The sequence below is a fragment of the Klebsiella sp. 141153 genome, assembly GCF_032601995.1.
GTDB lineage: Bacteria > Pseudomonadota > Gammaproteobacteria > Enterobacterales > Enterobacteriaceae > Klebsiella > Klebsiella aerogenes.
The window spans coordinates 78,771-103,047 of record NZ_JAQIRJ010000005.1 but is presented as its reverse complement, the minus strand read 5'-3'; the positions used below and the strand labels follow the sequence as shown (position 1 = coordinate 103,047).

At 49.3% G+C, this 24,277-nt stretch carries 38 protein-coding genes; all 38 read left to right on the top strand.

All coding sequences use genetic code 11. The features are described from left to right. Window positions 1-14: 14 nt before the first annotated feature. Window positions 15-401, top strand: a complete 387-nt coding sequence (locus tag PGS10_RS11615) for a hypothetical protein (RefSeq protein WP_316422944.1) — start codon at window positions 15-17, stop codon at window positions 399-401. After that, window positions 398-604, top strand: coding sequence for a hypothetical protein (locus tag PGS10_RS11610; protein ID WP_316422943.1), 207 nt, complete (start codon window positions 398-400; stop codon window positions 602-604). Before PGS10_RS11615 ends, PGS10_RS11610 begins: the two co-directional genes overlap by 4 nt. Next, window positions 601-1,113 carry an ead/Ea22-like family protein gene (locus PGS10_RS11605; protein WP_316422942.1) on the top strand — a complete coding sequence of 171 codons (513 nt, stop codon included), beginning with the start codon at window positions 601-603 and terminating at the stop codon, window positions 1,111-1,113. The genes PGS10_RS11610 and PGS10_RS11605 overlap by 4 nt, the downstream gene beginning before the upstream one ends. Next, complete coding sequence (locus tag PGS10_RS11600; RefSeq protein ID WP_029602865.1) at window positions 1,113-1,406, top strand: hypothetical protein; 294 nt, start codon at window positions 1,113-1,115, stop codon at window positions 1,404-1,406. The genes PGS10_RS11605 and PGS10_RS11600 overlap by 1 nt, the downstream gene beginning before the upstream one ends. Beyond that, window positions 1,403-2,239 carry a hypothetical protein gene (locus PGS10_RS11595; RefSeq protein WP_316422941.1) on the top strand — a complete coding sequence of 279 codons (837 nt, stop codon included), beginning with the start codon at window positions 1,403-1,405 and terminating at the stop codon, window positions 2,237-2,239. Before PGS10_RS11600 ends, PGS10_RS11595 begins: the two co-directional genes overlap by 4 nt. Window positions 2,240-2,324: 85 nt before the next feature. Further along, the gene (locus PGS10_RS11590; protein WP_316422940.1) at window positions 2,325-2,561 is read left to right on the top strand and encodes a helix-turn-helix domain-containing protein; all 237 of its coding nucleotides are present in this window, start codon (window positions 2,325-2,327) and stop codon (window positions 2,559-2,561) included. 212 nt (window positions 2,562-2,773) lie between these two features. Further along, window positions 2,774-3,214 carry a recombination protein NinB gene (locus PGS10_RS11585; protein ID WP_316422939.1) on the top strand — a complete coding sequence of 147 codons (441 nt, stop codon included), beginning with the start codon at window positions 2,774-2,776 and terminating at the stop codon, window positions 3,212-3,214. Then, complete coding sequence (ninD, locus tag PGS10_RS11580; protein ID WP_316422938.1) at window positions 3,211-3,378, top strand: protein NinD; 168 nt, start codon at window positions 3,211-3,213, stop codon at window positions 3,376-3,378. Before PGS10_RS11585 ends, ninD begins: the two co-directional genes overlap by 4 nt. After that, window positions 3,351-3,521 carry a NinE family protein gene (locus PGS10_RS11575; protein WP_316422936.1) on the top strand — a complete coding sequence of 57 codons (171 nt, stop codon included), beginning with the start codon at window positions 3,351-3,353 and terminating at the stop codon, window positions 3,519-3,521. The genes ninD and PGS10_RS11575 overlap by 28 nt, the downstream gene beginning before the upstream one ends. After that, the gene (locus tag PGS10_RS11570; protein WP_316422934.1) at window positions 3,518-3,745 is read left to right on the top strand and encodes a hypothetical protein; all 228 of its coding nucleotides are present in this window, start codon (window positions 3,518-3,520) and stop codon (window positions 3,743-3,745) included. Before PGS10_RS11575 ends, PGS10_RS11570 begins: the two co-directional genes overlap by 4 nt. Before the next feature lies 1 nt (window position 3,746). Continuing rightward, a complete protein-coding gene (locus PGS10_RS11565; RefSeq protein WP_316422932.1) occupies window positions 3,747-4,082 on the top strand; it encodes a phage protein NinX family protein in 336 nt (111 codons plus the stop codon). Continuing rightward, a complete protein-coding gene (locus tag PGS10_RS11560; RefSeq protein ID WP_316422931.1) occupies window positions 4,075-4,260 on the top strand; it encodes a protein NinF in 186 nt (61 codons plus the stop codon). Before PGS10_RS11565 ends, PGS10_RS11560 begins: the two co-directional genes overlap by 8 nt. After that, on the top strand, window positions 4,244-4,534 hold the full coding sequence (locus PGS10_RS11555) for a DUF1364 domain-containing protein (protein ID WP_229297828.1): 291 nt from the start codon (window positions 4,244-4,246) through the stop codon (window positions 4,532-4,534). The genes PGS10_RS11560 and PGS10_RS11555 overlap by 17 nt, the downstream gene beginning before the upstream one ends. Further along, entirely contained in the window at window positions 4,531-4,926 is a 396-nt protein-coding gene (gene rusA, locus PGS10_RS11550; RefSeq protein ID WP_316422929.1) for a crossover junction endodeoxyribonuclease RusA, read from the top strand. The genes PGS10_RS11555 and rusA overlap by 4 nt, the downstream gene beginning before the upstream one ends. Next, the gene (locus tag PGS10_RS11545) at window positions 4,923-5,492 is read left to right on the top strand and encodes an HNH endonuclease (protein ID WP_316422928.1); all 570 of its coding nucleotides are present in this window, start codon (window positions 4,923-4,925) and stop codon (window positions 5,490-5,492) included. Before rusA ends, PGS10_RS11545 begins: the two co-directional genes overlap by 4 nt. Next, window positions 5,489-5,671, top strand: a complete 183-nt coding sequence (locus PGS10_RS11540) for a hypothetical protein (protein WP_059444547.1) — start codon at window positions 5,489-5,491, stop codon at window positions 5,669-5,671. The genes PGS10_RS11545 and PGS10_RS11540 overlap by 4 nt, the downstream gene beginning before the upstream one ends. Then, the gene (locus tag PGS10_RS11535; protein ID WP_316422927.1) at window positions 5,671-6,189 is read left to right on the top strand and encodes an antiterminator Q family protein; all 519 of its coding nucleotides are present in this window, start codon (window positions 5,671-5,673) and stop codon (window positions 6,187-6,189) included. Before PGS10_RS11540 ends, PGS10_RS11535 begins: the two co-directional genes overlap by 1 nt. Before the next feature lie 731 nt (window positions 6,190-6,920). Beyond that, window positions 6,921-7,244, top strand: a complete 324-nt coding sequence (locus tag PGS10_RS11530; protein WP_077203359.1) for a phage holin, lambda family — start codon at window positions 6,921-6,923, stop codon at window positions 7,242-7,244. 13 nt (window positions 7,245-7,257) lie between these two features. Next, on the top strand, window positions 7,258-7,728 hold the full coding sequence (locus PGS10_RS11525; protein ID WP_316422924.1) for a glycoside hydrolase family protein: 471 nt from the start codon (window positions 7,258-7,260) through the stop codon (window positions 7,726-7,728). Continuing rightward, window positions 7,725-7,958, top strand: coding sequence for a hypothetical protein (locus PGS10_RS11520; protein ID WP_063442920.1), 234 nt, complete (start codon window positions 7,725-7,727; stop codon window positions 7,956-7,958). The genes PGS10_RS11525 and PGS10_RS11520 overlap by 4 nt, the downstream gene beginning before the upstream one ends. Continuing rightward, window positions 7,955-8,242 carry a hypothetical protein gene (locus PGS10_RS11515; protein WP_316422921.1) on the top strand — a complete coding sequence of 96 codons (288 nt, stop codon included), beginning with the start codon at window positions 7,955-7,957 and terminating at the stop codon, window positions 8,240-8,242. Before PGS10_RS11520 ends, PGS10_RS11515 begins: the two co-directional genes overlap by 4 nt. 352 nt (window positions 8,243-8,594) lie before the next feature. After that, the gene (locus PGS10_RS11510; RefSeq protein ID WP_316422920.1) at window positions 8,595-8,975 is read left to right on the top strand and encodes a Gp49 family protein; all 381 of its coding nucleotides are present in this window, start codon (window positions 8,595-8,597) and stop codon (window positions 8,973-8,975) included. Between the two features lie 68 nt (window positions 8,976-9,043). Then, window positions 9,044-9,286: a DUF2560 family protein gene (locus tag PGS10_RS11505; protein WP_063407151.1), complete on the top strand. Its 243-nt coding sequence runs from the start codon at window positions 9,044-9,046 to the stop codon at window positions 9,284-9,286. 1 nt (window position 9,287) lies between these two features. After that, window positions 9,288-9,428, top strand: coding sequence for a hypothetical protein (locus PGS10_RS11500; protein WP_181012787.1), 141 nt, complete (start codon window positions 9,288-9,290; stop codon window positions 9,426-9,428). Next, on the top strand, window positions 9,428-9,898 hold the full coding sequence (locus tag PGS10_RS11495; protein WP_316422919.1) for a hypothetical protein: 471 nt from the start codon (window positions 9,428-9,430) through the stop codon (window positions 9,896-9,898). Before PGS10_RS11500 ends, PGS10_RS11495 begins: the two co-directional genes overlap by 1 nt. Window positions 9,899-9,907: 9 nt before the next feature. Further along, window positions 9,908-10,423: a terminase small subunit gene (locus PGS10_RS11490; protein WP_316422918.1), complete on the top strand. Its 516-nt coding sequence runs from the start codon at window positions 9,908-9,910 to the stop codon at window positions 10,421-10,423. Continuing rightward, a complete protein-coding gene (locus PGS10_RS11485; RefSeq protein ID WP_059444535.1) occupies window positions 10,423-11,880 on the top strand; it encodes a hypothetical protein in 1,458 nt (485 codons plus the stop codon). The genes PGS10_RS11490 and PGS10_RS11485 overlap by 1 nt, the downstream gene beginning before the upstream one ends. Next, window positions 11,880-14,054 carry a portal protein gene (locus PGS10_RS11480; RefSeq protein ID WP_316422917.1) on the top strand — a complete coding sequence of 725 codons (2,175 nt, stop codon included), beginning with the start codon at window positions 11,880-11,882 and terminating at the stop codon, window positions 14,052-14,054. The genes PGS10_RS11485 and PGS10_RS11480 overlap by 1 nt, the downstream gene beginning before the upstream one ends. A 13-nt stretch (window positions 14,055-14,067) precedes the next feature. Beyond that, window positions 14,068-14,976, top strand: a complete 909-nt coding sequence (locus PGS10_RS11475; RefSeq protein ID WP_316422915.1) for a scaffolding protein — start codon at window positions 14,068-14,070, stop codon at window positions 14,974-14,976. Next, a complete protein-coding gene (locus tag PGS10_RS11470; protein WP_316422914.1) occupies window positions 14,976-16,274 on the top strand; it encodes a P22 phage major capsid protein family protein in 1,299 nt (432 codons plus the stop codon). Before PGS10_RS11475 ends, PGS10_RS11470 begins: the two co-directional genes overlap by 1 nt. Before the next feature lie 40 nt (window positions 16,275-16,314). Beyond that, window positions 16,315-16,539, top strand: coding sequence for a hypothetical protein (locus PGS10_RS11465; RefSeq protein ID WP_316422913.1), 225 nt, complete (start codon window positions 16,315-16,317; stop codon window positions 16,537-16,539). After that, window positions 16,523-17,023 carry a packaged DNA stabilization gp4 family protein gene (locus PGS10_RS11460; protein ID WP_316422912.1) on the top strand — a complete coding sequence of 167 codons (501 nt, stop codon included), beginning with the start codon at window positions 16,523-16,525 and terminating at the stop codon, window positions 17,021-17,023. Before PGS10_RS11465 ends, PGS10_RS11460 begins: the two co-directional genes overlap by 17 nt. Continuing rightward, on the top strand, window positions 17,023-18,441 hold the full coding sequence (locus PGS10_RS11455) for a packaged DNA stabilization protein (protein WP_316422911.1): 1,419 nt from the start codon (window positions 17,023-17,025) through the stop codon (window positions 18,439-18,441). The genes PGS10_RS11460 and PGS10_RS11455 overlap by 1 nt, the downstream gene beginning before the upstream one ends. Next, the gene (locus PGS10_RS11450) at window positions 18,441-19,394 is read left to right on the top strand and encodes a tail needle knob protein (protein WP_316422910.1); all 954 of its coding nucleotides are present in this window, start codon (window positions 18,441-18,443) and stop codon (window positions 19,392-19,394) included. The genes PGS10_RS11455 and PGS10_RS11450 overlap by 1 nt, the downstream gene beginning before the upstream one ends. Beyond that, window positions 19,394-19,873 carry a DUF2824 family protein gene (locus tag PGS10_RS11445; RefSeq protein ID WP_316422909.1) on the top strand — a complete coding sequence of 160 codons (480 nt, stop codon included), beginning with the start codon at window positions 19,394-19,396 and terminating at the stop codon, window positions 19,871-19,873. Before PGS10_RS11450 ends, PGS10_RS11445 begins: the two co-directional genes overlap by 1 nt. Further along, a complete protein-coding gene (locus PGS10_RS11440) occupies window positions 19,848-20,498 on the top strand; it encodes a DNA transfer protein (protein ID WP_316422908.1) in 651 nt (216 codons plus the stop codon). The genes PGS10_RS11445 and PGS10_RS11440 overlap by 26 nt, the downstream gene beginning before the upstream one ends. 9 nt (window positions 20,499-20,507) lie before the next feature. Continuing rightward, the gene (locus PGS10_RS11435) at window positions 20,508-21,845 is read left to right on the top strand and encodes a phage DNA ejection protein (protein WP_316422907.1); all 1,338 of its coding nucleotides are present in this window, start codon (window positions 20,508-20,510) and stop codon (window positions 21,843-21,845) included. After that, a complete protein-coding gene (locus PGS10_RS11430; protein WP_316422906.1) occupies window positions 21,846-24,221 on the top strand; it encodes a lytic transglycosylase domain-containing protein in 2,376 nt (791 codons plus the stop codon). The last annotated feature ends 56 nt before the right edge of the window (window positions 24,222-24,277 follow it).

Below are 24,277 nucleotides of genomic sequence, written 5' to 3'. Positions count from 1 at the left end.
TGAGGGTAATAAACATGAATAACGAACTCACAGCAGCACTGTTAACTATCGAGAAATGCCGAGAGCTGACCAACTGCCCGGCTGGCGTAGACCTGCAGGACTGGGTGAAGCAGCTGGCGGCGGAGAATGTGGCGCTGAATAATTTTATTGCGAAAAGTTGCTACGTACAGGCTGGCGAAAATGCATCCTGGTATCCGGCTATTGACCATGCTCCCGACATTCCAACAACTAACCAGTTGAGCATAGAAGAATCTCAGTTTTTAACTGACGTGATTACTGCTGCTGGGCTTTTGTCATGCGGGAAACAAGACAAAGGGTTAGCCCGACGGATAACTGATTTCTGTGTTGTAAAAAGAGGGAGTTCTAATCCAGCCCAAATGCGCGAGGGTGCCGACAAATGAGCGACCGCATCCCTAATTTCGGCTGGAACCGCCTGAAACTGGCAACGCTCACCTATGAGCAAATCACTCAACTGGAAGAGCAAGTTAAGGCCGAGCACGCCTGCAAAAACGGCATTCACCTTTTCGACAAAGCGGGCCAGCGCAAACTCGATGCCCTGAGCTGGGCTGTATACAACAAGCAGAAGACGGAGCGTGCAGCATGACTGATATCACCGAACTGGCGCAGAGCCTGAAAGCGGCAGCAGAGAAAGCTAGTAATGGCGAATGGGTTAAAGAGTCCGGAGACGGTTGGGAAGCCTCCTGTAGCGATAATGACCAGGCCAACGGAGGATTCATCATCGCGCACTTCGAAGGGCCAGATGCAGCGGAAAACCGCGAGTTCGTCCAGGCCGCTAACCCTGCCAACGTCATCGCGCTGGTAGAGGCGCTGGAGAAGGCGCAGCAGCGGAACGGCGAGCTTGAGACCTATAGCAAAACCACGCTCGAATTTAGGGAAGCGGCGAGAGATGAAAATCGACACCTAAAGTTGGAACTGGAAATTGCAGAGAAGCGCATCGCCGAGCTGGAGTCCCACACCGTCACCGTGAAGCTGCCAGAGATTCAGCAGCCGATTGATGGCACTGGATATGCAAATGCTGCCGGGGCTAGGTACTACAAGGAGTGCGTCATCAAGTCGCTAACTGCGCATGGCATCAAGTGGGAGGATGAGTGATGTGGAGAGGAACCGATCGCACCAGAAGCCAGATGATACTGACCGAGTATCGTTATGACCCTAAAGCCAAAGACTCCAAATCCGTTTACCTGGTGCGGCATAACAGCCGCATTCATCAGACTGTTCTGGAGCAGCATTTGACAATAGAGCGAGATAGCTTCGGTCGTTTCATACCGACTATCGAACTGAAAGACTTTCCGGAAGGACTTAGCGACCGCGAGTCGATGCTTAAACTTGCCGACTGGCTGCACCGCTTAGGCGTGGCGATTGAAGATAACTGGAGTCAACCATGACCAAATCAACCATAACCAGAGAGCGCATTCAGCGAATTATCCGAGCCATTGATAGCGAATCTTATGACGAGGAAGAAATCAGAGAGTGGTTAAGTTCTGATGAAATCATGGAGTTGTCCCGCATGGCGCTGGCCGCAATGGACAGCGAGTATGATTACGACATTCATAGGGATGCTAATCGTTACCGCTTCCTGCGTGATAAAGATGCCTTTGGAGACGAAGGAGCGCCTGGTTTAGCTAGTTGGGATGACCTTGCTGAACTTGACATGGGAGAATTTGACTCCGCAGTTGATGCGAGGATTCTTAGCTGTGAAATGCCGAAATATATTCTAACTAAAGCGCATGAGAGAACAGGAACGGCAGGGGTTTATGCAGAACTTTACCGATTGCGGGAGGAGGTAAAAGGCCCTGATGGGTTTGATACTTGGAAGGATGCAGCGATAGCAGAAAGAAAAGCCCGGGTTGAAATTGAAAAAGCATCTCAGCGTGTGGTCAATATTGATTATCTCGGAGCAATGGCAGCATTCCACTCCGATCAGTGGCATAAGATGGGTCCAATAAATGGGTATATCCACGGCTGGAACGCCTGCCGCGCCGCCATGCTCCAGAGTGGTATCCTCACTGGTGAGGGTACCAAACAAGTTGAACCTGTAACGACGGCTAACAAGTTGGGCAACTCTCCTTTAATTCCGGATGGTTACGTGATGGTGCCGAAGGAGCCCACAGCAGAAATGGTAAATAATATGAGGTATCACGTTGGTGCATATGACCGAAACATCAAGGAAGGATACAAAGCTATGCTCGCAGCCGCCCCGCAGGAGGTTAAGCCATGACAGAGGGAATGCGACAGCACCGTGCTTTCGTACTGACATGTTTGCTGGCAAGCGCTAAGCGCAGAACGGCGCAGGAGGCGAAGTCATGAAAGCGCTTGGCGGTGCCATCCAACAACTAGCGAAAGAGCGAGGGTTATCCCTTTCTGCATTGGCAGACAAAATTGGAATAAACCGTAAAACACTGTATTCCTGCATTCACGGCAATCCTCGTTTGTCAGGCTTGCAGCGCATCGCTGATGGGCTTGGATTTCGTCTGTCAGACATTATCGCTATTGCGGAAGAGATTAAGGCGCTGGCTGAAGAACGGCAGGAGGTGAAGTGATGACCTTCAACCGGTACGTTTTTACGGTCATGCTGCCTAATTTAATTTTCTGTAAAATAGTAGGTAAGCCAGCAAAAGCGATAGAGCAGATGGCGCGCAGGGTGCGTATGGCATGCGTCCGTCGCATGCAACGCGTCATAATGGATGCTCCGCCAAGGGAGGAGAGAAGTGAGTAAATCCCCAGCAGAACGCAAAGCAGCGCAGGAGAAATCATGAAGAAATTAACCTTTGAGATACGCTCTCCAGTTCACCAACAAAACGCCATTCAAGCCATACAACAAGTTTTCCCCGACCCAACCAAGCCAATCATCGTAACCATCCAGGAACGCAACCGAAGCATCGACCAGAACAGAAAGCTATGGGCTTGCCTTGGTGATGTATCTCGCCAGGTGGAATGGCATGGACGCCAACTTGATGCAGAGAGTTGGAAGTGCATCTTCACTGCAGCGTTAAAACAACAGGATGTTGTTCCTAACCTTGCAGGAAACGGATTTGTGGTGATAGGTCAGTCGACAAGCAGGATGCGCGTAGGTGAGTTTGCTGAGCTACTGGAGCTTATCCAGGCATTCGGCACCGAGAAGAATGTTAAGTGGTCTGACGAAGCCAGGTTGGCGCTTGAGTGGAAGGCCAGATTTGGAGATAGAGCAGCATGACTAGATGCGACAGGTGCGGAGAGCGTAAAGACGATTACCGGTTCAGGCCGGGTCAGCCTTACTGGCACAAATGGTGTATCCGCTGCGAGCGCTCACCTGTAGGTGATTTTCCTCTTCCGCAAACAAAGGATGATATATGGCGAGAAGAATCCCCACACAGATAGTTTTAGATAGCCTCATCTTCACACCCACCAAGCGCAGTAAATCCAGAAAGAAACCCATTCCAACGCAAAGCCAGGTTAAGACGTTTGATTACGTCCACGGCCTGTTGCAATCCAAATGGAACAGAATGAGGAAAACCCGATGAGCTCTGTTGATGACGAATATGCAGACCGACTCGCCGACCTACTCGAAGATATGCATAGCGAAGGTGGAGACCCTGTAGGACTAATTATGAGTTGGGTTAGGGGTTATGCAGATGGGCAAATCGAGGTCAACGAAACCGATGTATGTGTCTTCCAGTTTGAAGACGCCGATATGATTATCAAGATTCAAGAACCTGAGAAAACAAAGTCAAATGAGGTGCATTGATATGAATTATTCGCAAGCATTAGCAGAAGTAGAAGACAGTGAAATAAACATTAGAGTTGGCGAGTCATTTGGATGGAATGCTTACTTTATCCACCCAGATGGTAGCGTCACCTTCAGAGACGATAAAGGCCGACTAAAGGGAAAGAAAAACTATTGCCACAACCCATCAGACTCATGGCCTATTATTCAACTCAATAGAATATGCATTGCCCATCACAGTAAGGATTGGGAGTGGCACTGTTATGCCCACGGACTTAATCAAAACATTATCAACAAAAACCCACTTCGCGCCGCAATGATTGTCTTCCTCCTGATGCAGGACGCAAAAAATGCTTAGTCCTCATGAAGCCCAATCCTACGAGCAGCAGAGCATACGTAGAACGCTGTGTACTGGCTGCGCAAAAGAGCTATCGCCAGAGGAAACCTACGCGTGTTCTGAATGCGTGGATGAATGGCTGATTTATCGCGATCCAAATAACTCAATGACGGAGGAAGAAGATGGCAAACCTTCGTAAAGAAGCGCGTGGCAGGGAATGTCAGGTGCGTATCTACGGTGTATGCAATCACAATCCTGAGACCACTGTTCTTGCTCATTATCGGATGGCAGGTTTATGCGGTACTGGCATGAAGCCAGACGACCTCCTCGCAGCATGGGCGTGTAGCAGTTGCCACGACGAGATAGACCGCAGAACGCATAACATCGACCACGAGTTTGCAAAGATTTGCCACCTGGAAGGTGTAATGCGCACCCAGGACATTCTGCGCAAGGAGGGGAAGATAAAGACATGACGCAATATCTTCTAAAACTACCCTGGCCGCCGTCCAATAACCGGTACTGGCGACACTCACGAGGCATCCACTACATCAGCGACTGGGGAAAGAGATACCGAAGAGAAGTAATCGAAATAATCCAGCAACAACAGTTAGACATCAAAATCACACCACGCATCAGAATCACCATCCACGCAGCACCTCCCGATAACCGCAAACGAGATTTGGACAATCTGCCCAAAGCCGTTTTTGACGCACTCACAAGTGCGGGCTTCTGGCTGGATGACGGTCAGATAGACGATATGCGCATTAAGCGCTGTCAGGCGATTAAAGGCGGAATGCTTGTGCTGGTAGTTACTGAGACGTTCGGGAGTTTGCCAATGATTACAGAACTACTGGAGGCCGCATGAGCGAATGCATTATATGGAAAGGCTGTGTGAAAAATGGGTATGGATGGAGAAAATGGAAAGGAGAAGCAACTACAGCTCATAGGATTGAATACTGCATTGCAAAAGATATTGCTTTGGCAGATATCGCAGGATTGATTATCAGGCATAAATGTGACAACCCCCTATGTATAAATCCTGATCACCTTGTCGTCGGCACTCAACAGCAAAACGTAAACGACATTTATGAGCGGAATAGGGAATGTAGAAAAATACCATTAGAAATCATTTCGGCAATTAAAAATGAGTATGTGAAAGGCTCTTCAACTTATGGTTCTCCCGCGCTTGCCAAAAAATATGGGATAAGCCAGCCACATGTAAGCCAGATAGTTAATGGGACGGCGGTGTCAGGCTCCTCTATATCGGATTATGTCTCGGCATTCGGAGTCAGAAAAATGATATCTGAATGGGCGAAAGACGAGAGATGCACAGTTAAAGCCAAAACCATTCTAAGGCGAATTCTTTCAGGCATCTCGCCTGAACAAGCAATTTCCTCCAAAAGAAGACCCGACATCCGGGAGGCAGCATGAATAACGTAACTGATATCCAAACAGTTAAATGGCAGCGTCACGCAGATGAGCAGTCACTTAAATCGCTCGATGCAAAGATTAAAGACGCTGAAAAGGCACTGGTGATTCTGCTTCATCATCGCCGGGAGTTGGTGAATCGCCTTGATTTGAATAAGCCTGATGGCCCGGAGGTTGCCTAATGGGTATACGAGAACTTAACCTGACCAAAGACCAGCATGACTGGCTTAATGGATGGCTGGAATTGTGGGGCGCGTGGGTATATTCAGGACGACTGGAAAAGCGCATGAGCAGTGTAATCGCTCAGTTTATGGAAAGGGTCGAGCCTTCCCGGGTAATGACCAGGCCAATGTGCAATGACGATGACGGAATGTTGATTTCTCAGGTCGTAGATTCCGTTATGCGCATTGACACAAAGGCCTTTGGCATTCTTCTTAGCTACTACTCTCACGGATCATCAAAGAGAGCAATTGCATCGTACTATCACGCCACCGCAAAGCCACGCAAAATGGCCGGCAGAAGCGGAGAGGGTTGGCGAAGACCGTCACTTTCAACATGCAGGAATGAAATCGACGACATCCTCAAGGCTTCACTCTTTGTTTTGTACCAGCCGATGCAAGATGCTTTTAAAAGTCGCAAACGTGTTGAGAAGATTAAACATGTCGCCGTTAAAAAGCTTGACATTGCATTATCCATTTAGCCATAATTAGAAGGTAAGCTGCCGTTAGTGACTCTTAAGTTACTGCGGTGGCTTTTTCATTTCTGCAATCCGGTCAGGACTTTTGAGTTAATGCGTGCTGCACGACACGTTGATGCTCATGCGCGAGAGTCCTGAGCCAGATTGAATCAACATAACAGGTAAGAGCATTGAGAACCGCCGAGACTGCCTGAAATGAAGGTAAGTCCGCGCAAACGTCATGCAGTGCTCTTTCCGTTGTGGTGAATGCGCAGGCTGATGCGCAATGGTTAGAGGGTGCTGCTGAATCCAGTTTTCCCCAATGCCTGATACGGTTCGCGGCCGTAAATCCTCCAGAGACACAAAGCAGGCAATGCCGGAGTTCAGCGCCGGCCACCACAACCAAATCCACCCAAAGCAAAATCGTTGTTCATCCTTACCATTCCCTCAGTATTTTGGGCTACAACCCTCAGCCCATTTTTTAAAGCGTACTTCCACCAAGAACCAGACCTAACCAACTCATTGCTGACACTCTGTGGCTACGGTGGTCTAGTGCGCTTCAAAAAAGAAAAACCCAGCATCTATGGCTGGGCTTCGTGATATGAGCGGCATGTATTGTTGGCGCAATACACGCCTGATTTGCTCCTGAATGCGGTCACGAACAAACCCGTTACAAATCAACCGTAACCCGGATTTGTTCAAGCGACCATATCCATAATTCCTAATTTGAACAGATCCCCTTCTGGGGGTAAGACATGAAGATGCCCGAAAAACATGACTTGCTATCCGCTCTTATGGCGGCAAAGGAACAAGGCATAGGGGCAATCCTTGCGTTTGCAATGGCGTACCTTCGCGGCAGATACAATGGCGGTGCGTTTACGAAGACAGTAATCGACGCAATGATGTGCGCCATTATCGCCTGGTTCGTTCGTGACCTTCTCGACTTCACCGGCCTGAGTAGCAACCTCGCTTACATCGCAAGCGTGTTTATTGGCTATCTCGGAACTGACTCGATTGGATCGCTTATCAAACGCTTCGCAGCTAAGAAGGCTGGAGTTGGTGACAGCAGCCAGCAATAGCCAAGAGGTGAGCATGAGTCAGATTATCCCCCTGCTTAACTATGAAGAAGGCTATCGTGAAAAACCTTACATCGATACCGAAGGCTATCCAACGGTGGCTTGCGGTATCAAGATTGGCCCTAAGGGCGCTCAGTTAAGCAATTACACTTTCGCCGTGCCGCGCGATGTTGGCGATGTGTGGCTTCAGTCATTCGTCGATACGACAATCGGCAAAATGAATGCAAACCCATCAATCGTTTCTGCGCTAAAAGCATGTAATCCGGCTCGCCGTGACATCCTGATAAGCATGGCATACCAGATGGGCGTAAATGGTCTGGCAGGATTCAAGAACACGCTCTCAATGGTAGCTGCTGGCAACTTCGCCGGCGCTGCAAATGGAATGATGTCCAGCCTGTGGGCAAAGCAAACTCCCAATAGAGCAAAGCGCCACGCTGAAGTAATACGTACCGGTGAGATGACAGTTTATGCGGGGTTGCTGAAATGAAGCTTCGACTCGTAGAAGACTGGCGTCACTGGTGGCGATGGAACTCAACAAAGGTGATCGTCGCTCTCGGTGCTCTGCCGACAATCTGGTTTGAGCTTCCTCCTGAGTGGAAAGCTGAAATACCGTCATCATGGATGCGCATAGGAGCAATTGTACTGATGGTTGTTGGCGTGCTTTCCCGGATGACTCTGCAAAAGGCTCCTCCAGATAAAAGCGGTGATGGGAAATGAATACTCTAATCGCCACTGGCTGGAAATATCTCGCTGGTTTTATCGGAATCATCGCTGCCATCCTGTTTGCATGGCTTTCCGGAAAGAGCAAAGGCTCAACCGAGGAGAAGGCAAAGGCTGATGTATCCAGAGCAAATGACGCTGCAGAGCAAGCAAGTTCAGTAACCGAGCATCAGGAACAGACAATCAAGGTTGTGAAAAATGTCGAGCAAACTAACCAGTCTCTTTCTGATGACGCTTCTCGTGACCGCATGCGGAAATCGAAATACCACACCGACGATTAAGTATGTCTATATCGATAATTCCTGCACTGCATTTGGCCCCATCATCACACATGGAAAAGACCCTGATTTGATGGATGCCAGAACAGTGAAGGCTATCAATACCCACAACGATAAGTGGGATGCGCTATGCGGAAAAATAAACGAGAGCGAGAAATAACACTTCTCTATGGAATGTCTCTCATACGTGAAGACGTTCTTAAACACCCAGTATACAAGCCAACACTCAAAGACAAGCTAATCGAAGTTATCTATCACTCTCTGCACATCATCTCTGCGGTGATTGTTGCTGTCGTGTCTATAGGATTCCTGGTTATCTCGTCTAATTACCTCTAACAACAAAAAGGTCATAATTATGAACGACCAGCAAATTGAAAATGAAATCGTATCAAAAGGTAGAGTCGCTCCTCGCATAACTCCTCAGCATATCGAGAAGATTATTCGTAGTGAGCATTTCTTTACTGCTTACGACGGCCGCCATGGTTCTATCTCACGCAATGAATATGTTGGTCGAGAAAAGCCTGAAGATACAGAAAGGGACCTGTTCCCACTACAACTCCTCACCTTCTGCGTATTGGTACTGGAAAATGGCTTCACCGTCACAGGGGAAAGTGCTTGCGCCAGTCCAGAAAACTTCGATGCTGAAATTGGTCGGAAGATTGCCCGGCAGAATGCTGTTAACAAAATATGGATGCTTGAAGGCTATCTACTCAAGCAAAAACTTAGCGAGCAATAACCATCACAAAAGCCATTCTCGGAGTGGCTTTGATAATGGCTTTTACCCCAACCATCTGGATCCACAAAATGGCAGAGATTACTTCTATGACCGAAGAACAAACGTTCAAGCTTGAGATTTACAAATTGGTTGCCAACCAGAATGCGGCCGCAGAAGAAGCTTTCGCCTTTATTGGCACAGACCAGTTGAAGCTTGAGTTGTTCAAGATTCACTACAACAGCGGCGGCGCAAATTCAGACTTCACATCGCGCACTATCGAAGCTGTTCGCAAGGCAAAAGAAGCTCTCGACTTGTTTAACTCAGGAGTCTGATATGCCACTTAAAAAAGGTCGAAGCAAAAAAGTTATCGGTGAGAACATCGCAACCGAAATTAAAGCCGGTAAACCAAAAGACCAGGCTATCGCCATTGCTATGAGCAAGGCCGGCAAGAAGAAAAAGAAAGGAGCTAAGTAATGGGCAGCTTCTTTACTGCAGTGGACGATCCGAAAAATCAGCGCGTGTTTCTGTACCGCTCCGATGAAGCTGTAGGCGATGCGATTTATCTCGACACTGACCCAACTGGAACGGCAATACCTTTCCCTGATGTGTTGAGCAAAGTCGATATGGGCTCAGCAACAAACAAAGCTGGCTTCATTCTGCCGTACAAAGATGGAGTTAAGTTGGCATTTGCAACTGACCTTCCAGCGACAAAGTCCATCACCCAAGGAACGCCGGAAAACGTCTCCGTTGTTGTTGAAGGTGGCAACACACCTTACACCTATGCATGGACTAAGAACGGCCAGCCACTTTCTGTGGTTGAAGCGACAATCCACTTCACAGCTGATCCTGCAGATGCTGGTACCTACGTGGTGACGGTGACTGACGGCATCGGCCTGGTAATCGTGTCTACCTCGATGGTTCTCACTGTTACACCTGCACCGTAAGGAATGGTTATGGCACTCACAGACAAACAGGAGATGTTCTGTCGTGAGTACCTCGTTGATTTGAACGCCACGCAAGCGGCTATTCGGGCGGGGTACAGCGACAAGACTGCCCAGGAGCAATCAAGTCGACTGTTATCGAATGTTATGGTTCAGAATCGCATTTCTGTCCTCAAGTGGGAGAGAAATGAGAAGGTTGGTGTAGATGCTGCATACGTACTACGCCGACTAACTGAAATCGACCAGATGGATGTCCTTGATGTACTGCTGGCAAACGGTGAGCTGAAGCCAGTCAAAGATTGGCCTAAGGTGTGGCGAACAACCCTATCTGGCATGGATGTAACCGAGATGGCTGGCGATTCAGCCGGCCTCCTGAAGAAAATCAAATGGCCTGACAAGGTGAAAAACCTCGAATTGCTAGGAAAGCATATCGATGTTCAGGCATTCAAAGAGAAAGTAGAGCACTCAGGTGAAATCAGCCTTATCGATCGCATCCAGGAGGCCCGCAAACGAGCGAGAGGTAAGTAATGTCAGACTTTGAGGCAATGCTTGCCGAGGATATGGGTGAATTCTTCTATGACCCGCTCGGATGGGTTATGTATGCGTTTGACTGGGGTAAAGGTGAGCTAACTGGTTATGACGGCCCTGATGAGTGGCAGAGAGAGTTTCTTTCTGATTGGGGCAATGCTATCAGCGAAAATGATTTCGACGGTGTGCTTCCCGTTGAAGCTTATCGATGCGCTACAAGCTCAGGTCACGGTATCGGGAAGTCGGCGTTAACGGCTTGGATCATCCTCTACATCATGAGTACCCGCCCGCAATGCAAGGGCGTGGTTACAGCAAATACCTCTGAGCAGCTACGCACTAAAACTTGGGGCGAGCTTGGAAAATGGAAGAAGCGTTGCATTACCGGACATTGGTTCGAGTACAACAACGGTAAGGGCAACATGAACATCTACCATGTGGATCACATGGAGTCGTGGCGCTGTGATGGGCAGACCTGCCGAGAGGAAAACAGCGAGTCTTTTGCTGGCCTTCATGCGGCGACGTCAAGCCCGTTTTATATCTTCGACGAAGCCTCAGCGGTACCAGACAAGATTTGGGAAGTTGCTGAAGGTGGTTTAACTGATGGAGAACCGTTCTGGTTTGCATTCGGAAACCCGACGCGCAACACAGGACGATTCAGGGAATGCTTCCGTAAGTTCAAGCATCGCTGGCGCCGTCGTCAAATAGACAGCCGACTTGCCAAGATGACTAATAAATCACTAATCGAAGAGTGGGCTAGCGACTACGGAGAAGATAGCGACTTCTTCAAAGTGCGTGTTCGCGGCCTGTTCCCTTCGTCATCTGAAATCCAGTTCATCCCTCAGCATTACGCTGATGCCGCAATGAATCGTCAGCTTGAGCACAGCCAGTATTCATTTGCTCCGAAAATAATCGGCGTTGACCCTGCGTACACCGGCAGTGACGAGGCATCCATATACCTGAGACAGGGATTGCATTCCAGATTGTTGGGAACCTACCAGAAAACTGATGATGACGTTAAGTTCGCGCAGATAGTTGCCGGGTTTGAAGATGAGCATAAGGCCGATGCAGTGTTCATCGACTTTGGTTACGGCACTGGCATCCACTCCATCGGTAAGTCATGGGGAAGGGGCTGGCGTCTGGTTAACTTTGCCGGAGAGTCTAAAGACCCTCAGATGCTTAATAAGCGTGGTGAAATGTGGAACGCGCTGAAGAGTTGGCTGAATGATGGCGGAAGCATTGATGACCAGCAAACCTCTGATGAGATTGTCGCTCCTGAATACAAGGTGAAGCTCGACGGCAAGATCGTCCTTGAATCAAAAGACGAGATGAAGCGCCGAGGCATACCATCACCAAACAGGGCTGATGCGCTTGCTCTTACTTTCGCGTTCCCTGTCGTTAAAAACAAACCAAAACCTACAGCACCTGCACCGATTAAACCTGTCGCACGGAGAAGATGATGGCAGATAACGAACGACTCAACGCCATTCTGTGCCAGTTCGACATAGACTGGGCGTCGGGCGATGAAGCCAGAACTGAAGCGACAAACGATTTATATTTTAGTCGGGTGTCACAGTGGGATGACTGGCTAAGCGAATACACAACGCTGCAGTATCGCGGCCAATTCGATGTAGTTCGCCCGGTAGTGCGTAAACTTGTCGCAGAGATGCGTCGCAACCCAATTGATGTTCTGTACCGACCAAAAGACGGAGCAAGTCCTGACGCTGCTGATACGTTGATGGGTATGTATCGCACCGACATGCGACATAATGCTGCACGCTCTGCGGTTAACGTTGCTGTGCGTGAGCAGATTGAGTGTGGCGTTGGTCACTGGCGACTCGTCACAGAGTACGAAGATAACAATCTCACAAGCCGCAACCAGGTGATCCGCCGTCGTCCGCTGCATGAGTCATGCTCTCACGTCGTGTGGGACTGCAACAGCAAAGAGCAGGATAAGAGTGACGCTAAACACTGCACCGTAATCCAGCCATTCAGCACAGAAGGCTGGAAAGTGTTTGCAGAAGAAAACGGCATCGACCCGGGAGTTATTCCATCATTCCAGAGTCCAGATATGGGATGGATGTTCCCATGGATTTCTAAGGATGTCGTTTACGTTGGTGAGTATTACGAAGTCGAAGAGAAGAGTGAAAAAGTTTTCATCTATCTCGACCCACTGACTCGTGAGCCGGTTAGTTACTACCAGCGCGATATCAAAGACGTTATTGATGACCTTGCTGATAAAGGCTTCGTAAAAGTAGCTGAGAAGAAGGTAAAGCGCCGACGTGTCTACAAGTCGTTAATCACCTGTTCAGAAATTCTGAAAGACCGCGAGTTAATCGCGGGCGAGCATATCCCAATTGTGCCGGCTTATGGCGAATGGGGATTCGCTGGTGATAAAGAAGTTTACGAAGGTGTCGTGCGCCTGACTAAAGACGGTCAGAGGCTGCGTAACATGATTATGTCGTTTAACGCCGACATTGTCGCCCGTAACCCGCGCAAGAAACCAATCTTCGCACCAGAGCAGATTGAAGGTTACGAGTACATGTACGGCGGCAATGATGATTACCCGTACTACCTTCAGAACTGGAAGGATGAGAACGGAAGCGATCTGCCAATTGGTCCCATGGCATACATGGAGAATCCAGAAGTTCCTCAGGCTAACGCTTACATGCTTGAGGCTGCTACTGCTGCGGTGAAAGAGGTTGCCAGTCTTGGTGTGGATACTGAGGCTGCAAACGGGCAGGTTGCTTTCGATACTGTCAACCAGTTGAACATGCGAGCCGACCTTGAGACATATGTGTTTCAGGACAACCTCGCTACTGCGTTCCGTCGCGATGGTGAAATTTACCAGTCGATGGTTAATGACATCTACGATGTGCCGCGCAATGTCACCGTGACGCTTGAGGACGGTACCGAGAAAGATGTGCAGGTGATGACTCAGATAGTTGATCTGCAGTCTGGTGATGTGGTCACCCTTAACGACATTCGCGGTCGCTATGAGTGCTACACCGACACAGGCCCATCATTCCAGTCCATGAAACAGCAGAATCGCGCTGAGATACTGGAATTGCTTGGTAAAACGCCACAGGGAACACCGGAATATCAACTCCTGCTGCTCCAGTACTTCACTCTTCTGGATGGCAAAGGCGTTGAGATGATGCGTGATTATGCCAACAAGCAACTCGTTCAGATGGGCGTTAAAAAGCCAGAAACACCTGAAGAGCAGCAGTGGTTTATCGAGGCGCAACAGGCAAAACAAGGCCAGCAAGATCCGGCAATGGTTCAGGCTCAGGGGGTTCTCCTGCAGGGACAGGCTGAACTGGCTAAAGCCAATAACCAGACGCTATCTCTGCAGATCGACGCGGCTAAGGTCGAAGCACAGAACCAGCTTAACGCCGCCAAAATCGCAGAAATATTCAACAACATGGACCTCAATAAACAGTCCGAGTTTAGAGAGTTCCTAAAAACCGTTGCTTCATTCCAGCAGAACCGCAGCGATGATGCTCGCGCCAATGCTGAGTTACTCCTTAAAGGCGATGAGCAGACGCATAAGCAGCGCATGGACATCGCCAACATCCTGCAATCGCAGAGACAAAATACCCCTTCCGGCCAAAGCGCCGAGATACCTCAATAAGAGAGAGTTAATCATGCAAGACACCACCGAAATTCAGGCAACTGAAGACCAAAACCTGCCCATCGATAACGCGGCGGCATCCGCAGTCGACTCAGCATCAAATGCCAATGATGCTACAGGACAGGAAGAAGGCTTTGAGATTGTACTGAACGACGATGAGGCCAAACCTGACCCGGCAGAGGCTAACCGCAAAGGTTACGAAATGCGACTTGAGCGCAAGCGCCAACGTGAGCTTGAGCAGCAGGCAGCAGCCGTACAGCGCGGTGAGTTACCGGAGAATCTGCGGGTTGCTCCTGAGCTACCATCCCAACCTAATGCTAATGACTTCTTCTCTGATGAAGCATTAGCTAAGTATGACTATGACCAGACTCGTGCTCTTGCAGCATTTCAGCAGGCCAATAACGAATGGCTTGTGAAGGCTCAGGATGCACGCAGCAATGCCGTAGCAGAGCAAGGAAGGAAGACTCAGGAGTACACCCAGCAATCAGCGCAATACGTCGATGCTGCTCGTAAGCACTATGACGCGGCGGAAAAGCTAAACATTCCAGACTACCAGGAGAAAGAGGACGCGTTTGCTCAGTTAGTTCCTGCGCAAATCGTCTCCGACCTGATGGTGCTTTTCCCTGAGAAATCTGCAGCGATGATGTACCACCTTGGTGCTAATCCTGAAAAGACGCGTCAAATTCTGCAGATGAACCAGCAGCAAGCGCTGATTGAACTCACTCGACTGTCAGAACGTTTAACTCTCAAGCCTCGTAGCAAGCAGCTCTCCGAAGCACCTAACCCAGATGAACCCATCCAGGGTCAGGCTGTTGCAGCGCATGTGTCTGCCATTGAAAAGCAGATGAACGCCGCGGCAGTAAAAGGGGACGTGGAGACGTATCGCAAACTAAAGGCGCAATTGAATAAAGGAATTCGATAATGGCACTTTCAGAAGGTCAACTGATTACTTACGCTATCGACGAGGTAGTCGAGACTGTACAAAACCTGACTCCCATGGCAGGTAAAACTACCACCTACACCCCTCCAGCAGATTCTATGCAGCGTTCAAACAACACTGTATGGATGCCTGTTGAGCAGGAGGCTCCAACTCAAACTGGTTGGGACTTAACCAACAAAGCTACAGGACTGCTGGAGCTATCCGTCAAGTGCAACATGGGCGACCCTGACAACGACTTCTTCCAGATTCGCGCTGACGATATTCGTGATGAGCGCACCTGGCGTCGTCGCGTAAAAGCTTCCGGCATGAAGATAGCTAACAACATTGAATCCACTATCGCAAAGCAAGCGACAGATATGGGATCTCTTGTTATCCATGATTCCCGCTCTATTGGTCCCGCCACCGGGCTTTCAGGTTGGGATTTCATCTCTGACGCAGAGCGACTGATGTTTGCCCGTGAACTCAACCGCGGCATGGGTATCAGCTATTTCCTGAACCCAGATGATTACCGAAAATCAGGCCGTGACCTTACCGCTGGTGACATCTTTGGTCGCGTTCCTGAAGAAGCCTACCGCAACGGTACTATCCAGCGTCAGGTTGCAGGCTTTGATGAAGTTCTTCGCTCACCTAAACTGCCGTCTGTTGTGGCCTCAACAGCCACTGGCATCACCGTATCTGGAGCTCAGAAGTTCAAGCCTCAGGCGTGGGTTGCCGATGCAGATGGAAACCGTGAGAACGTGGATAACCGTGTCGCTACCGTTACCGTTTCTTCCTCTACCGGTCTGAAACGCGGCGACAAAATCAGCTTTACTGGTGTGAAGTTCCTTTCTCAGATGGCTAAGAACGTGCTTACAGATGACGCCACTTTCTCCATCACTCGAGTTATCGATGGCACTCACATCGAGATCACCCCGAAGCCAGTAGCTCTGGATGACACCACCCTTCTTCCGGAAGAGAAAGCATATGCGAACGTGAATACTTCACTGGCAGCAGCAATGCCTATCAACCTGCTGAACGTGGCAACTACCACCGCTAACGTGTTCTGGGCCGATGATTCAATCCGTCTGCTGTCTCAGCCTATCCCGACGACTCATCAGTTGTTCGCTGGCATGAAGACTCAGACCTTCACCATTCCAGGTGTCGGTATTAACGGCATCATGGCAATGCAGGGTGATATCAATACCTTCTCTGCCAAGTGCCGTATCGCTGTGTGGTATGCAGCGTGCGCTGTACGACCTGAGGCAATCGGTGTTGGTCTACCTAATCAGACTGCGCCGTAATGAGAATGGGGCTTCGGCCCCATCTTTTTTGGAGGATGTTATGACACAGATGGTTTTTCGCCACGGCGGTACCAAAAAGTGGAAAGGCGTTGGCTACGACTTCGAAATTATTTCAGAGGACGATCTGCAGAAATATCTCGATGCTGGCTGGTTTGCACATCCAGATGGCCTTCTGAATGATGTTGAAGAGCCAGAGCCAGAAGAGAAACCACGAAAGAAGACAGGTCGCAAACCTAAGGCGGCAACAGATGAATCTAACGACTAAAGGCGATCTCGTTCTCGCTGCCTTACGCAAACTTGGAGTTGCTTCCAATGCCACTCTAACAGATGTCGAACCGCAGTCGATGGAAGACGGGGTTAACGACCTTGAGATGATGATGGCTGAGTGGCTTGGAGGAGATGATTCACCGGGAATAAGCGTTGGTTACATTTTTGCTGATGCAGAGGTTGCTCCTGACCCTGGCGATGAACACGGACTGTCAAATAACGCACTCAATGCAGTAGTCACCAACCTTGCATGCCGAATTGCACCAGATTATGCGATGGAAGCATCAGGAAAGCTCATCACCACAGCTAGATACGGCAAAGAGCAACTCGTTAAGTTAACTGCGATCTCACGTGCTCGCGATGCCAAATGTAAGTCCGGTTATCCAAATCGCATGCCAATTGGTAGCGGAAACCGACTAGCCACATACAACGGATGGAACTATTTCCACCGTAAAGGACCATGCAATAACGGGAGCGAATAATGCCGATTCAGCAGCTTCCATTGATGAAAGGGGTCGGCAAATACTTCAAGAACGCCGACTATATCGACTATCTTCCGGTGAATATACTTGCTACGCCTAAAGAGGTGCTAAACAGTAATGGCTATTTGCGCTCATTCCCTGGTATAGCAAAACGAAGTGATGTTAACGGTGTATCACGTGGAGTTATCTACAACACCGCTCAGAATGCCGTATATCGCGTTTTAGGCGGCAAGCTCTATAAGTCTCAGGATGATGCCGGAGATGTCGCGGGCAGTGGTCGTGTCTCTATGGCATTTGGCCGCACATCGCAGGCTGTGTGTGTTAACGGGTCGGTGATTGAGTATCGCTATGACGGAACCACAAAGACTATCGACAACTGGCCGGCTGATTCTGATTTCACTCAGTATGAATTAGGTTCAGCCAGGGACATCACTCGCTTACGTGGTCGCTATGCCTGGTCAAAAGACGGATCTGACTCATGGTTCATCTCAGACCTTGAGGATGAATCGCATCCTGACCGGTACAGCGCAGAATATCGTGCAGAGTCACAACCTGACGGGATTATCGGCATTGGGGCGTGGCGTGATTTCATCGTATGTTTTGGTTCGTCGACTATTGAGTATTTCTCTCTTACTGGCACTACTACGGTAGGCTCGGCTATCTACGTAGCCCAACCATCACTTATGGTGCAGAAGGGCATCGCCGGCACTTACTGCAAAACTCCTTTTGCTGATTCCTATGCTTTCATCAGCCACCCAGCATCAGGTGCGCCATCGGTGTACATCATCGGCTCAGGCCAGGCATCGCCAATAGCCACGGCCAGTATTGAGAAGATTATCCGCTCTTACACAGCCGATGAGCTTGCGACAGGTGTAATGGAGACGTTGCGGTTCGATTCGCATGAGCTTCTGATGATTCATCTGCCACGCCACGTTCTGGTTTACGACGCATCAGCAAGCCAGAATGGGCCGCAGTGGTGCGTTCTGAAAACTGGCTTATACGATGACGTATATCGCGCCATCGACTTCATGTATGAAGGCAACCAGATTACCTGCGGCGACAAACTGGAAGCGGTAACCGGGCAACTGCAGTTTGATATCAGCAGCCAGTACGACAAGCAGCAGGAGCACTTGTTATTTACCCCGCTATTCAAGGCAGATAACGCTAGAGTGTTCGACCTTGAGGTTGAGTCATCAACCGGTGTTGCTCAGTACGCTGATCGACTATTCCTGTCCGCAACAACTGACGGCATCAATTATGGCCGAGAGCAGATGATAGAGCAGAATGCACCGTTTATTTACGATAAACGAGTCATCTGGAAGCGCGTGGGTCGCATCAGGAAAAATATCGGATTCAAACTACGCATCATCACTAAGTCACCAGTAACGCTATCCGGATGTCAGGTGAGGTTGGAATAATGGCTGATGATGGATTAAAAGAACCGGTCATCATTCAGGCTACCCGCCTTGATGCTTCTATCCTTCCCAGAAACGTATTCAGTCAGTCTTATCTGCTGTATGTAATTGCGCAGGGTACAGATTTGGGAAACGTTGCCGGGAAGGCTAACGAGGCAGGTCAGGGTGCCTATGATGCTCAGGTAAAAAATGAAGAGCAGGATGCTACTCTTGCTGATCATGAGGCAAGGATTGAAACAGCTGAAGCAACGCTAATTAATCATGAAATTCGCATCACCAATGCCGAATCAGCTATCGCGGACCATGAAGTTAGAATTTCTGCTGCTGAAGCTGAATTGATCGACCATGAGACAAGGATTACCGCTAATGAGGCTGAGTTAGCAGACCATGAAACGAGGATAGCCCAGAACGCGACTGACATCGATGGGCTCGACACGAGGCTAACCGCAGCAGAAGGAAGCATCACGACGCTGCAAACCACCGTAGCCAATCACACCACAAGAATCACAGCGCTTGAGTACGCCACAACGCGCAAAAAATCTGAGGTGGTTTACAGTGGCATATCTCTTGTAATCCCAACCACAGGAGCAAACCTTGTCACTTTGCTTAAAGCGCTTACTCCTACCAGCGGGACGCTTGCTCCATTCTTCAACACAACGACAGACAAGCTTGTTGTTTACAACGAAAACAAGACTGTCAATTTCAAGTTGTCATTGATTGGGTCATGGCCTGGCGGAACGACAAACCGCTCTATTCAGTTAACGTTCTCCGGGGCAGTACCTGACACGTTGGTTAACAGCAGAAACGTTGCTACGACTACAGATAACGTATTGCTGGCGACATTCTTTAGCGTTGATGTCGGTGGGTTCCTTGCCACTAACGGTAGCACGATGACGATTCAGTCCAACGGCGCAGCATTCACGGCCACAACCATCAAAATCATTGCGGAACAGTAATGGAAATAAAGCTCATCGATAACCCGGTGAAGCTTGCAGAATTCCTCAATAATCCAGAAACAACAGGCAATATCGTAGATAGTGGAGATAAGTACTACATCAAGCCAGATGCGGTATATCTCGGCATCTATGAGGGACTTGTGCTGGCTGGAGTCCATGAAGTTCGCAACTTCTGGCACAGTGTTGTTGAGTGTCACGCAATATACGACCCCGGATTTCGCGGTGAGTATGCGCTAAATGGGCACCGCTTATTCTGCAAATGGCTTCTCCAGAACTCCCCATTCCTGAACAGCATCACGATGGTGCCTGACACCACCAAATACGGTCGCGCGATAATCCGGCTGCTTGGTGCTACGCGCGTCGGTCATCTCGATGATGCCTATATCAGCAATGGTAAGCCTGTCGGAATCACTCTCTATCAATTACCTCGCTCGAAATATGAGGAACTCTTAAATGCTAATTCATCAGATTGCCAATAAGCACCTCAACAAAGCGGTGTATCAAAAGGGTGGTGATGGCGGTGCCGGAGCACAGGCAGACGCAACGAAGAAAGGCGTTGAGCTGCAGCGAGAGATGTGGCAGACGAACATGCAGAACCTTGCGCCGTTTACGCCACTTGCTCAGCAATACGTTTCACAGCTCCAGGGATTATCTACGCTGCAGGGGCAGGGTCAGGCGCTCAACGATTACTACAACTCGCAGCAGTACAAAGACCTTGCAGGACAAGCTCGTTATCAATCCCTGATGTCTGCCGAGGCGACAGGTGGCCTTGGTTCCACCGCAACTGGTAACCAGTTAGCAGCTATTGCTCCGACGCTAGGACAGAACTGGCTATCAGGCCAGATGAACAACTACCAGAACCTGGCAAATATCGGTCTGGGTGCTTTAACTGGTCAGGCTAATGCTGGACAGAACTACGCCAACAACGCTAGCCAGTTGTATCAGCAGCAGGCTAACGCAGCAGCGGCTAATGCTAACCGGCCTTCCGGCCTGCAGTCTGCTCTTGGTGGTGCAGCTGCCGGCGCTGCCGCTGGCACAGCAATTATGCCTGGCTGGGGTACGGCAATCGGAGCCGGTGTCGGAGCTCTTAGCACGCTTTTCTAAGGAGAAAACATGGCTACCTGGCAACAAGGTATCAACTCCGGCGGATTTCTTGCCGGCATTGGTCAGAATAACCAGAATGCGCCACAGGCAAGTGATGCAAATACTGCTCTCGAATACATTCGGCAGAATAATGAAAATGAGTGGTCTGGAAGGAACAATGTTGGTCTGCAGGCGCTTAATGGTATCGCTGGGAATCTTCAACTCTACAAGCAATCACAGCAAGCTGACCGGCAGAGTGAATTCCAGCAAGCATACGGTAATGCCTTTGCATCTGGCGATCGCAATGCAATGCGCCAACTTGCAGCTCAATATCCTGACCAAATCGACGCAGTTCGCAATGGAATGAAGTTCGTCGACGAAGATCAGCGAAATACGGTTGGAAACCTTGCCGCCGGCGCAAGACTGGCATCAACCTCTCCAGACAGCATGATGTCATGGTTGCAGAGCAATGCTGCTGATTTGCAACGAGTCGGCCTCAATCCAATGGAAGTTGCACAAACCTACCAGCAGAACCCTAAAGCATTTAGTGATTTTGCAGATCATCTCGGCATGGCTGCGCTTGGCCCTGACCAGTATTTCAACGTTCAGGACAAAATTGCAGGAAATGCAATCACTATGCGAGCCCAAGATATAGGTCAGCAGATAGCAGCTCAAAACAATGCAGTTTCAATGAGATCTCAGGATATTCAGGCCAACTTAGGTCAGCAGAGAATTGACCTGGACCGGGAAAATAACCGCATTAACATGGAAAATAAGCGGTATGAGCGACAACTGCAGAATGAAACTAATGACCTGAAACGCCAGGAACTTCAGCAGAAAATTGACTCAAACAACCAAGCGCTACAGCAGAAAAAGAATGATCTGAACTCTGGATACAAGGATAGCATCAACACACTTACTACCAGCATGGGGACGCTTAACGATATCCTTTCTTCTCCATCATTGAAAAGCATAACCGGCATCAGGGGGGCTATCCCAAACATCCCTGGCTCTGCAGCTGCTGATGTTCAGGCAAGATTAGATACCTTCAAATCTCAGGCATTCTTATCTGCGGTTGCCGCGATGAAAGGGATGGGGGCGCTATCTGATGCCGAAGGTAAAAAGCTTGATGCTGCCGTTGGTTCTCTGCAGAACTCTCAGAGTGAAGATGCATTTAAACGCAATGGTAAAATCATCATGGATATGTATAACCAAAAGCGTAACGATGCCGTTTCCAGGTATGTACAGCAGAACGGAATCCAGAGAGTAACCGCCCCGCAGCAATCAATCGACTATCTTCGTCAGCATCCTGAGCTATCTGCAGACTTTATCAACCGTTATGGTTATCTCCCGTCCATTGGAGGCTAAATGGCAACTTACAAAGAGCTTCTGGAGCAGGCTGGCGCTCGCCACGGAATACCGGAAGGGCTGATGACTCAACTCGGAGGAAAGGAGTCCTCTTATCGTCCTGATGCGGTTAGTAGCAAGGGTGCGCGAGGATTAACCCAGGTAATGCCTGACACATATCGTGGCATGGGATATACCGATGAGCAGATGCAAAATCCTGAATATCAGGCTGACGCTGGGGCAAGATATCTCTCTCAGATGTATCAGCGATTTGGCAACTGGCGCGATGCGCTGCAGGCTTATCACGACGGACCAGGAAATGTAGAAAAGGCAAAGCGCGGTGAGTACACTCCTGGGCCAGAAGGGCGGCAGTATGTGGATAGTCGCTTTAGTCAATGGACTGAAGATCCTTCAACCAATAATGATGTAGAGCAGCGAGCAACATCTGCAAAACTTCATCCCCAGCAAGACCCGGATAACCCTTTCGCGCAAATCGAGTCTCAGGAAATGGGAAATCCAGTTGAGCCACACGTTCAGGACGATCCAAATAACCCATTTGCACAGATTGAACAACAATCAGAAACCACTCAACAGCCGGTACAGCAACAAACTCAACAGCCACAGCAAGGGCAGCTGCAAGAGCAGGGTTTCATGTCTGACCTTGGCAATGCTGTCGCTGAAACTGGTCGAGGACTTCTGCAGGCAGGCGTTAATATTGTCAACATTCCTGCATCAGTAGCAGATGCCGTTACCAGCGCCGGCGCATGGGCTGGAAAGCAACTTGGTATCGGAGATGGAACTTATATACCAGCGCCAAGAGTGACAACTCAAGGCATGGAGCAGGGTCTTGGATTACAGCAAGGAACGCTCACCCCTCAGACTACGGAAGGTAAGATTTTTTCTGAGGCGTTACCGTATCTAACTCCGGTAGGAATTGAGCGAGCGGCCTCACAGGCTCCAACTGTTGCGGGAAGGATTGCAGAAGGTGCATCACGCCTTTTAGCTGAGAACGCCGTTGGTTCGTTAGCTGCAAACAGTCAGCAGGATAATGCAGAAAACCTCGCTACAGACCTTGGTCTTGGAGTCGCTACTGGTGGCTTGGTTAATGCGGCAGGAAGAGGCATAAGCGCTGCATATCGAGGAGCAAGAGGTGCTATAGCACCAGAGGCACAGCAAGCAATTCGATTTGCTGAACAGGAAGGAGTCCCGCTGCATACTACTGATGTTTTGCAACCGCAATCTAGAGTGGGTCGCATGGCACAGACTACAGCGGAAAACATCCCATTTGCCGGCACAAGCTCCATGCGTGCAACCCAGCAAGAAGCGAGAAGCCAGCTAGTCCAGGATTATGCGGCACGTTTTGGTGAGTATGATCCATCTATTGTGGTTGGTAGTCTTAAAGCTAAATCTGCTGGCATAAAACAAGCGGCAGGAAATCGTCTTGAACAAGTTCAGAATGCTATGTCAGGAGTTAATATTCAGCCGGCAAGAGCAATTCAACAGATTGATGATGAAATCAGCAGCCTGGGAAAACTGGGTAGAGTGGCAGATCAGGATACGATAGCGAAGTTGCAGGATTACAAGGATGAGCTAGCCACAGGAAATATAGACTTGCAGCAACTTAGTGGATTGAGAAGCCAATTCAGACAGGATGTCAAAGGTGAGCGCATGGTCATGCCTACCAGGTCAGACGCAGCTATTCAACGCGTTTACAGAGCAATGACGGGTGATATAGATAGCGCAATAGGCCAGAACCTGGGAAACGATACTTTGCGTCGCTATAAGCAGGCCAATGCAATTTATGCGGACGAAGCCAATAAATTAAAGAATACGCGCCTTAAGAATGTCTTAATGAAAGGTGATTTAACCCCGGAAGTGGTTAACAACATGCTTTTCAGCAAGAACAAATCTGAGGTTCAGAATCTTTATAACTCAGTAGGCAGAATTGGCAGAGCGCAGATGAGGAACGGAATAATAGGTAAAGCAATGGAGAAATCAGATGGCTCTCCAGATCAGTTTCTTCGGCAGCTTAACATCATGTCAAACCAAACTGGTATCGCGTTCAAAGGTCAGGATGCGGCATATATCAAAGGATTGAAAAACTATCTTGATTCTACCAGGCAAGCATCTAAAGCTGCAGTTACCACACCTACAGGGCAGCAGACTATCCCATTTATTCTAGGAATAGGCTCTGTTACCAACCCAGCATTGATAGGCGTTGGTGGTGGGTATGGGATACTTGCCAGAATCTATGAGAGTGAGGCTGGAAGGAACGCAATGCTACGCCTGGCAAATACACCGCGCGGATCTACTGCGTTCGAGTCTGCACTGGCTGATGCTCAGCGTGTTATCAACGCCATAGCGCAAGGCGCGAAGTCGGAAGCGTTAAGCGAATAATGCAACACCAACACAAACGCCGAAAATCAGGAATGCAAGATTAAGTAGATCTCTGT